This window comes from Actinobacillus seminis, from assembly GCF_002263215.1.
Taxonomy (GTDB): domain Bacteria; phylum Pseudomonadota; class Gammaproteobacteria; order Enterobacterales; family Pasteurellaceae; genus Actinobacillus_B; species Actinobacillus_B seminis.
In genome coordinates, this window is record NZ_NLFK01000001.1 from 294488 (window position 1) to 309036 (window position 14549).

General features: G+C 40.7%; 14 protein-coding genes. 2 read left to right on the forward strand and 12 right to left on the reverse strand.

Features of this window, described 5'->3' with window-relative positions; genetic code table 11:
* Nucleotides 1-9 precede the first annotated feature (9 nt).
* The 7 genes from CFY87_RS01455 to CFY87_RS01485 form a co-directional block, all read right to left on the reverse strand.
* Nucleotides 10-957, reverse strand: coding sequence for a ribose-phosphate pyrophosphokinase (locus tag CFY87_RS01455; protein ID WP_094945528.1), 948 nt, complete (start codon nt 955-957; stop codon nt 10-12).
* A gap of 56 nt (nt 958-1013) precedes the next feature.
* Nucleotides 1014-1901 (reverse strand): 4-(cytidine 5'-diphospho)-2-C-methyl-D-erythritol kinase, encoded by an 888-nt coding sequence (gene ispE, locus CFY87_RS01460; RefSeq protein WP_094945529.1) that lies wholly within the window; start codon nt 1899-1901, stop codon nt 1014-1016.
* Nucleotides 1901-2530, reverse strand: a complete 630-nt coding sequence (lolB, locus tag CFY87_RS01465) for a lipoprotein insertase outer membrane protein LolB (RefSeq protein WP_094945530.1) — start codon at nt 2528-2530, stop codon at nt 1901-1903. The genes ispE and lolB overlap by 1 nt, the downstream gene beginning before the upstream one ends.
* 40 nt (nt 2531-2570) lie before the next feature.
* Nucleotides 2571-3836 carry a multifunctional CCA addition/repair protein gene (locus CFY87_RS01470; RefSeq protein WP_094945531.1) on the reverse strand — a complete coding sequence of 422 codons (1266 nt, stop codon included), beginning with the start codon at nt 3834-3836 and terminating at the stop codon, nt 2571-2573.
* A 5-nt stretch (nt 3837-3841) separates the two neighbouring features.
* Nucleotides 3842-4453, reverse strand: coding sequence for a TIGR04211 family SH3 domain-containing protein (locus CFY87_RS01475; RefSeq protein WP_094945532.1), 612 nt, complete (start codon nt 4451-4453; stop codon nt 3842-3844).
* An 83-nt stretch (nt 4454-4536) separates the two neighbouring features.
* Nucleotides 4537-5799, reverse strand: a complete 1263-nt coding sequence (locus CFY87_RS01480; RefSeq protein ID WP_094945533.1) for an inorganic phosphate transporter — start codon at nt 5797-5799, stop codon at nt 4537-4539.
* Nucleotides 5800-5832: 33 nt separating this feature from the next.
* Nucleotides 5833-6513, reverse strand: coding sequence for a TIGR00153 family protein (locus CFY87_RS01485; RefSeq protein WP_094945534.1), 681 nt, complete (start codon nt 6511-6513; stop codon nt 5833-5835).
* A 171-nt stretch (nt 6514-6684) separates the two neighbouring features.
* On the opposite strand from CFY87_RS01485, the gene CFY87_RS01490 reads away from it, so the two are divergent.
* Both CFY87_RS01490 and radA read left to right on the forward strand, forming a co-directional pair.
* Nucleotides 6685-7746: a CYTH domain-containing protein gene (locus CFY87_RS01490; RefSeq protein WP_094945535.1), complete on the forward strand. Its 1062-nt coding sequence runs from the start codon at nt 6685-6687 to the stop codon at nt 7744-7746.
* Nucleotide 7747: 1 nt separating this feature from the next.
* Nucleotides 7748-9124, forward strand: coding sequence for a DNA repair protein RadA (radA, locus tag CFY87_RS01495; protein ID WP_094945536.1), 1377 nt, complete (start codon nt 7748-7750; stop codon nt 9122-9124).
* A gap of 46 nt (nt 9125-9170) precedes the next feature.
* Here radA and CFY87_RS01500 read toward each other — a convergent pair whose 3' ends face one another.
* The 5 genes from CFY87_RS01500 to CFY87_RS01520 are packed head-to-tail and all read right to left on the reverse strand — an operon-like array spanning nt 9171 to nt 14415.
* On the reverse strand, nt 9171-10265 hold the full coding sequence (locus tag CFY87_RS01500; protein WP_094945537.1) for a lytic murein transglycosylase: 1095 nt from the start codon (nt 10263-10265) through the stop codon (nt 9171-9173).
* A gap of 45 nt (nt 10266-10310) precedes the next feature.
* The gene (locus CFY87_RS01505) at nt 10311-11114 is read right to left on the reverse strand and encodes a glycosyltransferase family 2 protein (RefSeq protein WP_094945538.1); all 804 of its coding nucleotides are present in this window, start codon (nt 11112-11114) and stop codon (nt 10311-10313) included.
* Complete coding sequence (locus CFY87_RS01510) at nt 11114-11998, reverse strand: glycosyltransferase family 2 protein (protein WP_094945539.1); 885 nt, start codon at nt 11996-11998, stop codon at nt 11114-11116. Before CFY87_RS01510 ends, CFY87_RS01505 begins: the two co-directional genes overlap by 1 nt.
* Nucleotides 11999-12000: 2 nt before the next feature.
* Nucleotides 12001-13191, reverse strand: coding sequence for a hypothetical protein (locus CFY87_RS01515; protein WP_094945540.1), 1191 nt, complete (start codon nt 13189-13191; stop codon nt 12001-12003).
* Between the two features lie 18 nt (nt 13192-13209).
* Nucleotides 13210-14415: a lipopolysaccharide biosynthesis protein gene (locus CFY87_RS01520; RefSeq protein ID WP_094945541.1), complete on the reverse strand. Its 1206-nt coding sequence runs from the start codon at nt 14413-14415 to the stop codon at nt 13210-13212.
* Nucleotides 14416-14549: the final 134 nt, after the last annotated feature.

Below are 14549 nucleotides of genomic sequence, written 5' to 3' on the forward strand. Positions count from 1 at the left end.
TTGGTAAAATTAACTAAACATTGCTGAAATAGATTCTTCGTTACTAATACGACGAATTGCTTCAGCCAACATACCGGAAAGTGTTAATACTCGCACTTTACCTAATGCTTTAATTTCTGGAGAAAGTGGAATAGTATCAGTCACAACAACCTCATCCAATACATCATTGGCCAGATTTTTTGCCGCCGATCCGGAGAATACCGCATGGGTTGCATAAGCAAATACACGTCTTGCTCCACGTTCTTTCAAGGCTTCCGCTGCTTTACACAAGGTACCGCCAGTATCAATCATATCATCAATCAAGATGCAGTCACGATCTGCAACATCCCCGATAATATGCATTACTTGTGCAACATTAGCTTTCGGGCGACGCTTATCAATAATCGCCATGTCAGTATCATTTAACAATTTAGCGACCGCGCGCGCGCGCACTACCCCGCCGATATCAGGAGAGACAACAATTGGATTGATCAAATCAGTTTTCTTCAAAATATCATGAATTAATACCGGAGAACCAAACACGTTATCTACCGGGACATCAAAAAAACCCTGAATTTGTTCGGCATGCAAATCACAGGTGAGTACGCGATCTACACCTACACTGGATAAGAAATCGGCAACGACTTTTGCAGTGATAGGTACACGAGCCGAGCGAACCCGACGATCCTGACGAGCATACCCAAAATAAGGAATAACTGCCGTAATACGACCGGCTGAAGCACGACGTAAGGCATCCACCATCACAATCAATTCCATTAAATTGTCATTTGTCGGTGCACAGGTAGATTGAATAATAAAAACATCACTACCTCGTACATTTTCATTAATTTGAACTTGAACCTCACCATCACTAAAGCGACCAACTGTTGCGTCACCAAGTGAAATATATAAGCGTTCGGAAATTCGTTTTGCGAGTTCAGGTGTGGCATTCCCCGCGAAAAGTTTTATGTCAGGCATTGTTAATGTAACCTCAAGGAGTTTAAGTAGTAAGAAATTTCATATAGCTAATTGATTTATCGAAAAACTTTCTCCAAATACGAAGACAAAGGAGAAATATTCAACCCTTTGGCAACAAAACCGAAATAGGCGTCCGGTTTATTGCTAAATGCTGCTTGTGCTGATTGCTCATCTTCAAACTCAGCAAATACACAAGAGCCTGTTCCTGTTAATCTCGCCGGTGCATATTTTAACAACCAGCGTAAGGTTTCTTCAACCTCTGAATAATGATCCAGCACAACTTTTTGGCAATCGTTTTCGTATTTTTCCGCTAAAAGTTGCTGTAATGATCGTTTTGGTGTATTACGCGACAAGTCGGGATCTTGGAAAATCACTGCGGTAGAAATGGAAACATCCGGTTTTAATACCAAATACCATTTTTCCGGCGGTTGGCAATAAGTCAGTTTTTCGCCAACACCCTCTGCAAACGCCGCTTTGCCATGTACAAAAATCGGTACATCCGCCCCAAGCTGGACGCCCAAATCAGCCAATTGCTGCACGGAAAGTCCCGTTTGCCATAAGGCATTGAGTACCACCAACGTGGTTGCGGCATTGGATGAACCGCCACCTAATCCGGCGCCTATTGGTAATATTTTATCTAAATGGATTTTCGCACCTTGACGACAACCGGTTACTTGTTGCAATAAACGCGCCGCACGGTAAATTAAATTTTGCGTCAAAGGCATACCGGGAATTTCCGGTGTCAAGCTAATTTCAATGCTATCTCGCACGTCAATTTCCAGCCAATCGCCAAAATCGAGAAATTGAAATAAGGTTTGTAATTCGTGATAACCATCCGCCCGTTTTCCATTAATATATAAAAATAAATTCAATTTTGCCGGGCTAGGATAGCGCCTGCTGCCGAGGGATTGGGAAAGTGCGGTCGAAAAGTGGTAAGTTTTCATTAAAGTGCCCAATGATCAATGCGAATTTTTAAGGTCTGCTCGCTATTTTTCAACAAAATATCCCGTGGCATCATGCGATTTCCAACAGATTGATAATTTAAATAATCGGCAGTCCAATTCTCCCCCTCCGCCGGATAGGAAAAGCCGGCTAACAGATGGTTGCTACCAACGTTGTAATCGGCTTGTTCATTGGGTTGACCTTTTAGCCAAGTGGAAAAATGTTCCAATGGAATATCCATCCCGATAATTTCTTGCAGTAATAACTTCGCATCCGACGCCGAACGTTGGTTGCCCTTATTGTCGGAAATCGTTAATCCATAAGGACTCATATCGAATGTTAAGGTTAAAGATGTGATCGTAGAAGATAGCAACAAGGTATAAGATTGCGCGTTGCGATATTGCCAATCAAAGCGGGCGGAAAAGCGTTCTTTGCTAGAAATATAGCCTAGTTGACCGGTGCTACTATAGAATTTAATTTGCTTTAGTTGTTGCAAATGTTGTTGCCATTGTGCATCCGTTTTCTCAATATGAGCCACATTTGTCGGACGATTGTCAGCAATATCCAGCGTTTGACATCCGGCTAAAAACAGCGCCGCCATCAAAATGAAAAAGAATTTTAAGGATTTCATAAGCTCACTTAATCAAAAAAATTGTGCGTATTTTACGTGGTTAAACATCATTAGTAAAGTGCGGTAAGATTTCTTCACGTTTTTGCATCACCGCTAAAATTCGACGCCGGTTCAGTTCATCACGAATTCCCTGCTTGCTAAAACCATCAGCGATCACTTGTTGAACATCAACTTGCAAGGCACATTGATACAATTGCCATAAAAATGCTCGCTGCGGATAAGCCGCTTGTTCAAACCCCGTCCGTCCGCGCGAATCCGCCACACAAACCAACAACAGCAGCTCAAAACGTTGCGGTTTGCGCCATACATCCAGTTGATTAAACAAGTTCACGACGGTTTTTGCTTGTAATTCAAAGGCTTTATGCACATGCGTATGAAATTCGCAGCAAAGTAAAGCCAAATCTTGTATCACCTGTGGCACTTTTAGACGTTGGCAAAGTGTGCGTATTGGTTTGAGACCAGCTTTTTCATGCCCATAATGATGAGGTAAATTGTCTTTCGGACTCAATGCCTTGCCAAGATCATGACAAATCGCCGCAAAACGTACCGCACTTTGTTGATCCGCAGAAAAAGTATGGCTTAATAATGTTGCTTGTTGCAAAACCAGCATGGTATGCACAAAACTATCCTCTTCGGGATGATGTTGAATCGGATTAGGAACGTTATATAAGGCATCCAGTTCAGGGAAAAGTACCGCTAATGCGCCAATTTTACGCAACAACTCAAAATAAATTTCCGGATTGGGTTCTAATAAGGCTTTTTCGGTTTCCAACCACACCCGCTCGGCAGTCAGATGCACTAATTCGCCGGCATCAGTGATTTGCTGCATAAGCTGCAACGTTTCTTCAGCAACGGAAAAACCTAAAGTATGGTAACGCGCGGCAAAACGCGCAACACGCAACACGCGCAGCGGATCTTCGGCAAACGCCGGCGAAATATGGCGCAAAATTCCCTGCTTTAAATCTTCTACACCATGGAAAAAATCATAAATTTTTCCCTCTTCATCTTGTGCGAGGGCGTTAATTGTCAAATCGCGTCGAATTAAATCTTGCTGCAAAGAAATATCCGGCGAAAAATCACAGATAAAACCGCCATAACCCACACCCGATTTGCGCTCTGTACGCGCTAAGGCATATTCTTCTTTGCTTTGTGGGTGCAAAAAAACCGGAAAATCCTTGCCGACTTGCTGATAACCTTGTGCGATCAACATTTCAGGCGTCGCCCCAACAACTACCCAATCCCGATCTTGTACTGTGCTCTGTAATAATTGATCGCGCACCGCACCGCCGACAAGGTAGATTTTCATAAAACTTATGCCCAACCGTCGCGTTTGCGACGTTTCGGTAAAATCAACGGAATAATTAAGCCGAGTAATAACCCGACACCCAGTACGGAACCGCCATAAATAAACCATTGAATCGCAATTTCGCGTTTTCCCGCATCCAGCATGGCTTCCAAATCACGATTTTTATTTTTGGTAATATCCAATTCGCGTTTTAACTGCGAATTTTGCTCCAACAATTGGCTGCTTTGTTCTTCTGCTTGTTTAGTGCGACGCTGCATTTCATTGGTGCGTTGTTGCCAATCATTGTCCAAACGACTAAGTTTAAGGCTTAATTCTTCAATTTGTGCTTTAAGTTTAGGATTTTCTTGTTTACTACTTGGTGTATTGCTTAACTCATTGGTTAAAATCCATGCTTCCCGATTGCGGCTGTCGCGAATAAGCGTGTATTTATCTTTACGATCCAAGACAGTCACCGGCTCACCGGCTTGAATAGCACCAGTGATTTTAAATTGATCACCGGCACCTTTACGCAAAAAAGTATTTAAATTTTCCGAAACATATTTGGTCTCCGCTTGCGCCATATGAACAGACAGCCCAAAAATCAGGGAAGAAAGCAGAATCTTAGTGGTTTTTTGCATACAACCTATCCTAAATAAAAATAAAAAAGTGCGGTGAATTGTACCGCACTTTTTAGATAAATAAAATTAAGTTAAGTTAAGCTCTAATAAAAGATATACTCTAAAATATAGAAAATAATGATAGCAAAAAAGGCGCCTGCCGGTAACGTAACAATCCAAGAGGCAAAAATATTGCGAATAACGTTAAGATTTAATGCCGCAATACCGCGCGCAAAACCAACGCCGAGAACTGCTCCCACTAAGGTTTGCGTCGTCGAAATTGGCAAGCCGGTACCGGATGCAATCACTACCGTAATCGCAGTAGCAAATTCCGCCGAAAAACCGCGGCTTGGGGTTAAATCGGTAATTCCAGTGCCGATAGTTCCCATAACCTTATATCCCATCACAGCTAAACCAATCACAATCCCTGTGGCACCTAAGGGTAGAATCCACCACGCTAAGTGAGTGTTGGCTGTAATTTGTCCGCCATTTTCTACAATTGAGACCACTGCAGACAACGGTCCAATCGCATTCGCAACATCATTTGAACCATGCGCAAATGCCATTGAACAAGCAGTGAGCAGCATCAAAATACTGAAGACTTTTTCAACACCGCCAAAGGTTCCGCCCTGCACTCTGTTTTTAAAAGACTCACTACGAAAATAAAAATAACAAAATACAATACTCGCGATACTGATTATTAATGAAGTAAGCAGGGTTTCATTCATTGAAAGGTGTAATCCGACATGTTTTAATCCTTTCGTAATCGTTACAAGCGTTAAAATAAACGTGGTTAGTCCCATATAGTATGGTCCGAACTTTTTGGCGTTTTCCAATGGCGTTTCAGTATCAAAAATAAATTTCTGTGTACTAGTAAAAATGACATAAGCGACGACCCCAGATACCAGCGGTGTTACAAACCAACTGCCAACAATCCCCTTAATATTTCCCCATTCCACAGAATGCGGACCAATAGTCACGCAAGCAAACCCGACAATCGCTCCAATAATAGAATGCGTTGTTGATACCGGCCACCCCATAAAGGATGCCAACAACAACCAAACTCCGGCAGACAATAATGCGCTCATCATTCCCAAAACAAGTAAATCCGGATTATCCACAAACTCCATCGGATTAATAATCCCACTTTTGATGGTTTCCGTTACTTCTCCGCCGGCTAAATAAGCCCCGGCAAATTCAAAAATCATAGCGACAAAAATAGCCTGTCTAGCCGTAATTGTGCCTGACCCCACAGAAGTTCCCATGGCATTGGATACATCATTAGCACCAATGCCAAATGCCATTAACAACCCAAAAATTGCCGTAAGAACAACAAATAACGTGCCGTATTCATTTATTAATTCCATAATGACTACCTATCTAAAATCATAACCTTGCCGTTAAGAACGAGCCAACATCAATTCAATACGAGCGCCCACGCGTTGCGCTTGATCAGCCAGCCCGCCAATCCATTCAAGAATTTTATACAAAAACATAATATCAATCGGGTTATAGCGTTCTTCGACACTGCGCAACATCATGCGCAATTTAATTTGCATTTGATCCGTGTCATCTTCAATCGAATCCAATTCATTTATCATGGTATTAACAAAGGTTAATTCCCGTCCTCTAAAACCGGTTTCAAGTAACTCGTCCAGTTCATCAATTACACGGTGTGCCTGTACAGTCGCATCCAGGCTGCGGTAAAGAAACTTCATAAATTCCTCCTGCATACCGCTTGGGAAAGCAAATTGACGTCCCAGCATTCGACCTGCAATATCTTTAGCACAATTAGCCAGTTTATCTTGTTGAGTCACCAATTCTAATAGATCTGTACGATCAATCGGCATAAATAAACCACGAGGAAGTTTTAAACGAATTTCACGTTTTAAAGTATCAGCTTGACGCTCCACCTCAGAGATTTGTCGACGAATTTCTAAAGACGCCTCCCAATCTCCGTTAAACGTACTTTCAAAAAAAGGAACAAGTAAGCTACAGCATTCCGTTACCTTATCTGAATGTCGTTGTAAGGGCTTAAAAGGGGAATGGGCAAATAATCCAAGAATATTATTCACTGCCATAAATTTACTCCTTAACAAGTTGATTAAATTTTCAGGCGTATATTACATGATATAAGGTAAAAATTCACGATTTTAATCGAAAAATCTCCATATTTATTAGATAATACCACAAGTCATTTGCATATTAAGTGCTTATTTATAGAGTAAGTAATTAATATAAAAGGAATTTATATGGAAAACGAAATTGAACTGAAATTAATCGCCTCGCCTCAATTTGCCCAATTTTTAAGCCAAGAAATTAGCAATTTTACAATTTTAGCGCAAAAAAACGTCTTTTTACGCAATTGTTACTACGACACCCCGGAGCAATTTTTCGCCCAAAATAAAATGGGACTGCGGGTGCGTCAGCAAGATGACACCTTTACTTTAACCCTAAAAACCGATGGAACAGTACAAAGCGGGTTACACATTCGCCCGGAATATAATATTCCGCTTAACGACGCTCATCCCGATTTAAATCAATTAGCCCAAGTTTATCCGCTGGAAAATGCGCAATCATTATCACTTACCCCCCTATTTTCCACGGATTTTCAACGCCAATCTTGGCTTATCGAATGTGGCAATGGTACGCAAATTGAAGTGGCATTAGATCAAGGGGAGATTATCGCGCAGGACAAAACCGCGCCGATTTGCGAAGTCGAATTTGAATTAAAACAAGGAAATATTGCCGATTTATTGTATTTTGTTCATGAACTTAGCTTTGCCTGTGATGCTCATTTAAGCCTGCACAGTAAAGCAAAACGAGGCTATCAACTGGCACGAAATCAATCTATCGCTCCGCAAAATTGGTTAACCAAATGGCGCGAATTTTTGGATTTTGCCCAAAGTGCGGTCAATTCTACGCAAAAATTAACTGCACTTATCAAGTTGGAACAAGAGATGCTCGAAGAAACCGTCGATCTCGGCGCGAACTATTTTGCTCAAGATTTTACCCGTAGCGTAGAACGGATCGGTGCTTTTTTTAATTTGTATTATTTTTACAGCGAAAATGCCAAACTGTTAGAACAAAGTGCCGCTGAACAAGCAGAACAAGCGCCAATCCGATTTGATGAACAACGTTTAACCGAATTATTGGAAAGCAATGTCCGCTTGCTCAATGAAATCAAAGAAATTATCCGCCTACACAGCGAAAACAAAGATAATTTACGTGCCATGAACCGCCTGATTTCCTTGATCCAAAGCGGACGATATGTAAAACGGATGCTTAACTTTTTATTATTAACGGTAAAATAAAATGGCAAAATCTCCGAAAACCGCTTATGTATGTAGCGACTGCGGCGCAGAATTTGCGCGTTGGCAAGGACAATGTTCCGCCTGCAAAGCCTGGAACACTATCAGCGAAGTGCGGTTAGTTTCTGCGACGAAAGGTAAAAATGACAGATTTAGCGGGTACGCCGGCGAAACTCACGCCAAAATTCAGTGCTTATCAGAAATCAGCCTGCAAGAATTGCCACGTTTCAGCAGCGGATTTAACGAATTGGATCGCGTTCTCGGCGGCGGGATCGTACCCGGCAGCGCCATTTTAATCGGCGGTCATCCCGGCGCCGGGAAAAGTACCTTGTTGTTGCAAGTAATGTGCGGATTAGCGCAACATTCGACCGCACTTTATGTCACCGGCGAAGAATCATTGCAACAAGTTGCCATGCGTGCTAATCGCTTAAATTTGCCAACGGATCGATTACACGTGTTATCCGAAACCTCTGTTGAACAAATTTGCGCTTTAGCTGATCAATTAAAACCGCAAATTATCGTGATTGACTCCATCCAAGTGATGCACCTTGCAGATATTCAATCCTCCCCCGGCAGCGTGGCACAAGTGCGCGAATGTGCTGCATTTTTAACCCGTTATGCAAAAACTCGCCATGTGGCGATCGTGATGGTTGGTCATGTGACCAAAGACGGAACCCTTGCCGGACCGAAAGTGTTGGAACATGCCATTGATGCCTCCCTATTATTGGAAGGCGAAGCAGACTCCCGTTATCGCACCTTACGCAGCCATAAAAACCGTTTTGGGGCGGTCAACGAACTCGGTGTTTTCGCTATGACCGAACAAGGTTTACGCGAAGTAAAAAATCCGTCGGCGATTTTTTTAAGCCGCGGTGAAGAAGAAACCTCCGGCAGTTCAGTAATGGTATTATGGGAAGGCACGCGCCCGCTATTAGTCGAAATTCAAGCCTTGGTTGATCATTCCATGCTCGCCAATCCAAGACGGGTAGCAGTCGGGTTGGAACAAAACCGCTTGGCGTTATTGTTGGCAGTATTACATCGCCATGGCGGCTTACAAATGGCGGATCAAGATGTATTTGTCAACGTGGTAGGCGGCGTTAAAGTCGGCGAAACCGGGGCAGATTTAGCGTTATTATTGGCATTAATTTCCAGTTTTCGTAATCGCCCGTTGCCACGCGATTTGGTGGTTTTCGGCGAAGTGGGCTTGGCGGGAGAAATTCGCCCGGTGCCAAGCGGTCAGGAACGCATTAGCGAAGCGGCAAAACACGGATTTAAACGCGCGATTGTCCCCTTTGCCAACAAACCAAAAAGTGCGGTGGAAAATATGCAAGTTTTTACGGTTAAAAAACTCGCCGACGCCTTAGCTATTTTAGATAATTGGTAAAAAATAAGTGCGGAATTGACCGCACTTTTTCGTATTTTAGCTAGAATTAATTCCCGTTCACGCGGGCTTTGATCCGATCCGCAAACATCCCGATACTCACCGCAAAATAGTTGGATTTATTCCAATCTAAAATGGTACGGAAATTGTTTGAAACCAAAAACGCGCGACCCGCTTCACGATCCGGACGCACTAACCATAAATCAGCCGAAGAAAGTGCGGTCAATTTTTCCAATTCTTGTGAAGTTGGCGATTTTAAGACTACGCCTTTATTTTGCCATTCGCGCCATGAGCGCGCTTTACCTTTTTCAATACCGGCGAGATCCAAGCTTATATATTGCGTCAAATTAACTTCCACGCCCCAAGGCAATTGATCATTCCAATCGACGGTATGCAAATAGTTGGCGATAGAGGCAAAGACGTCGTAGTGATTTTTCCAAATATCTTTTTCACCGTCGCTGTCGCCATCCGCCGCATAACGCAAATATGAACTCGGCATAAATTGCGTTTGTCCCATAGCACCGGCCCATGATCCCAGCATTTTGTTGCGTTGAATTCGGTTTTGCTCCAACATTTTCATTGCCGCAATAAATTCTTTGCTAAATAAGGCTTCTCGACGTCCGTCAAAGGCTAAAGTCGCCAAAACCGATAAGACGTCATAATTACCTTGATAATAACCGAAACTGCTTTCCATGCCCCACAACGCCATCAAATATTCTTTTTGTACACCAAACCGTTTGCTCGCTTTTTCCAATTGCGGCAATTGTTCCCAATAACGACGTTCCGCGACATTAACTTTATCCGCAGTTAAAATACAGTTTAAGTAATTAGTAATTCCTTTTGGATTAGATACCGGCGGTTGATTTGGATCGCGTTTTGTCATTTTACCGGCTTGCTGTCTGTCTAAATCCAGTGCTTTTTGAATAAAACGAATGTTGTTTTGTTCATTCAACACCGACGCTGATACTCCCTGCCGCACTGCTTTAGCTTTTAAAAACTGCACATAATCATTAAAATTTTCTACAATACGAAGTTTATTATACCGCCTCTCTTTTTCTACTGACTGAAGAGACGGATTGCCTGCACAACCGGTCAATATTGCGATCAATGCTAATAAAGATAACTTGATTTCATTTTTCAGCATATTACTTTCCTGAAAATAAGGGTAAAAAATAACTGATCAACCTAATTATTTACGTAAAAATCCATACACGATTTTTAACAACGATAACGGTAACAAGCGTGGAATTACGCGCAATGCGAAAATTACCAAGCCTGACAATGTACCTTGTAATTTTAGACGCTGTTTTAATTTAAACAGATTCCATTCGCATTTCGCTTGCGCTATGCCGCGACGACGCCCAACCATACCATTGCCAACACGAGCATAAACTAAAATATCCGGCAAATTCGCCACCTGTTGAGGAAATCTCGCCACTAAATTAATCCAAAGATAATAATCTTCCTGTAAATCCTGATAACCGCCGGCAGCTAATACTGCTGTTTTTCGGTATGCCACCGTCATATGATTAAATGGGCAACGTTTGCGCGTAAAATCAACAATCGCTTGCGAATCCAGCGGGACGTGCCGGTAGCTGACAATATCGTCAATATGTTGACCAAATTCTGCAATTTGACCACCAAAAATTACCGTACTCGGATGCTGTTCAATAAAAGCTACTTGCTTTTCAAAGCGTTGCGGATCACAAATATCATCCGTATCCATACGAAAAACCCATTCGTGAGAACAATGTCGCAATCCTTCGTTTAGCGCTTTACCTAAACCATGATTTTGCGCCAATTTCACCACTTTTAATGGCAATAAATCTTGGTATTTTTCTACCGCACTTTCCAACGCTTCCGTTACCGAACCATCAAAAATCAACACGATTTCGTCCGTCGGTCGCGTTTGCTGGCGCAAACTTTCTAAACATTCAAGTAAAAATTGCGGTTGCTCTTTGACATAAAGAGACATTAAAACAGAAAATTTCATTACATAAACCTTTTTAAATAAATCGCCAATGTTGGAGAAATAAAGGTAATCACTGCGATCAGCAGTGTTTTAATCCGCTTATTCAACTTAAACATTGCAAAATAATAATACGCCGCGCGGCGGGATAAATTCATAATATTCGGATAAGCCAGCATATATTGAGCGTTGATAGCAAAGTTTTTGCGCTGTTGTGCACTATGCACATACTGTCGTGCAATCACCGCAATTGCCGCTTCCGTATTGGCAGTATTGGTTGATACGCTGGAGCGTTTAGTATGGAATGTACATTTGGTTAACGGTTGATCCACATACACCGGTGCAAAGGCGGGCGAAGAAACCAACTTCAACACAAATTCATAATCTTCCAAGGATTTTAATTCTGTCGATAATCCACCGAGGGCAAAAAAGAAGCTTTTTTTCACCCCAATCATCGGCATACCGCCCATTTTATTGGCAACTAAAATATTCTCCAGCGTTAATTGCGCCGGATCTTGGTATGGATGTGTAAAATAGGTGAAGTTTTCATTTACCATCACACATTCCGCAGGATGATAAATCACATTACAATTTGGGTGTTGCACAATGGTTTGCGCTACCACTTCACATTTTGGCACAGCAAAGCGATCATCATCATCTAAAAATAATAACCAGTCATATTTTGCCTGTTGCGCACCGATATTGCGACTGCCGGCAGCACCTTGATTTTGTTGATTACGAAGCAATTGTACCGAAAACGGGTAGGTTTTATCAATTTCTACCGGATCTTGCGAACAATCATCCACAATCACCACTTCAAAATTATATTGCGTTTGCGCCACTAAGCTGTCTAATAACACTGGTATTTCTTGTTTGCGGTTAAATGATGGAATAATAATACTCAGCATCTTTACGCCTCTTTTTTAAATAAAATAAGATGTTTTCCCGACGCACCGAATAAGGAAAGTAACATCAATAACACCAACATAATTCCCGGAAAAGCATAGGTATCGGCTTTAATATTTAAGACGGATAAAATAAATAAACTAGATAAGGTAAAATACCAACTGCCTGCAAACCAATTTAGTGCAATTTTACGCACAAAATAAGCGGTAAATAAAAAAACCATGATAACGTTTAAGATACCGCCATATAATGCTTGACGAATAAACCCACTATCTGTTGCGCCATAATAATGTCCATCAGCGGTGATATAACATCCGTCACCAAATAAAATTTGTTTTAATTGCGGCATATATAAATGTTTTTGCATCAACGTATCCGTCGAAGAACTGGTTAATTCTTTATTCCCCAATAAATTAATCAAAGGTTCCAATGCGTGCCGGACATATTTATTATCAGCATAATTCATTGCAAGAAAAACACAAATTGCCGCAAATAAAAATAATGCAGGAAGATAACGCCATTTAAAATAAAATAGAATACTCACTACTGACATGAATAAAAAGGTTCTACCGGAAATTAACCCGACAAATAATAATAAAAAGACAAACAATGAACTCATGGAGTTATAACGCTGATTATATGCTAATAAAAAATGCAGCAACATAACATAAAAAATACTTAACTGAAAAAAAGCAGCTGATGTTAAGGTATATAAGCGATATTCCTGTTCGGAACCATAAAAACGCGGCAACAAAGCATTGGTCGAAAGGGCAAAATCAATCACCCAAGAAATTCCGCATAAGGCAAAAAAACCTAGTGCCGCCTGCACAGAAATTCCCCATTTTAAATCGCGTACGAATTGTTGTTGTCCCAATGAATATTGTTCATGATCGGGAGCATAAAACAGATTATACAGACCAATTGCAAAAACAAATAAAATCAATGTCTTACTATATTGAATCACCACGGAGAAATCTCGCGTCTGATGCACTAATAAGGGAATAAAACTTAATAAAATTAAGGCAATAATAACCACAAGACTATCCACAGGAAGCATAATGCCTTGCGTGATTTTTCGTCGGTAAACCCGATACCCTAACCACAAAAAAGCGATAATGCCGACAAAAAATGCCATCCGAAAAAAATGGAATAACCAAGGATCATAAAGATAAAAAAGCGTAAATATTGCTGACATAACATTCCTTTATTTTCTTTAATGCAATTGTGCGCTGATGTTTAATTCGTTCATGGGGAATTTATAATAATACACAATCGAAATTAACAAACGAGTTAAACCAGCGCCAATTAACGCATAAGCAACACCATATAAACCTTGTTCTCTAAAACAATAAAATAACACAACCAACACCGCAATAGAAATTAATTGACGGGTAAATAACAAAATTTGTTTTCCTAAAATCAACATATTTTGGGATAACACCCAAGATAATCCTGCGATAATGGAATTCACAATAAACCAAACTAAAATTGGCGCAACTTCTGCATATTTTTCACTAAAAAAGAAAACCACGACGGGCTTTGCTAAAAATGGAACAATAATAACTGCACTTATTGCCATTAATCCAATTAACAATAAAACGGATTGAATGCGATTCATTCGGTTAAGCAAGCCGGAATAATAATAATCCGCAAGCATATTAATAAATTTTGTTAATAATGCATCAAAAGCAATGCAAACCGTATATAGCCCTAAAGTATAATTTCCCATTAAAGAAACAATTAAAAATTTATCTAAATTGACTGTCGTTGCACCAAAAGTTTGTAATAAATTTTGTTTAATCCAATTTTTAGCAAAAAAACGCCCATCCATTTTTTTCACATCATGTTCTCGGATAAATTGGCGTTCAATACGCGTAAGATAAAATAAACAAAATAACGCCTGCACAATCGTTAATGCGGTTAATAAATATAACGCGATTGCAATTGGCTGTTCTCCCCCAATAAAATAACAAGCCGCATATAAAATCACTGCTAAAATCGGTTGTTGTAAGGAAATCACCCGATAAATTTTTAAATTCGCATCAATTTTACTTTTTTCTACTGTAATAGTTAAAATTGCGGTTAAAACCACATTTAACATGAATAAATAAGAAAATTGCGTCACCTCAAAAAAATACAAAGCAATTGCCGCTACTAAGCAGGCAAACGCTAAAAAGCCAAGAAAATAATAGCGCCATCCTTGATATTGTTGATGGCGCATACTTAAAGCAAAAGCAAATCCTACACCGCCGGAACCAATCGCCGCCGCATAACTAACCGAGGTAACAAAAAGCTGGAATAAGCCGCGTTCCTCAACTGCCAGCAATCGCGCCAACAAAAATGAACTGACCATGGTCAATCCCGTACTGAACAAGGTCACTAAAATTAAACTGACTAAATTTCGTTGATTGCTATTCATCTTCGACGACCGCCAACTTTATCCGCCTATTTGGCTTATTATCATAAACCTGTCATTGTAAAGCGAACCGCAACGACATTCAATAAAACAATAAATCTTTACAAAATCTTACAATCTCTTTATTCTTGCCTATT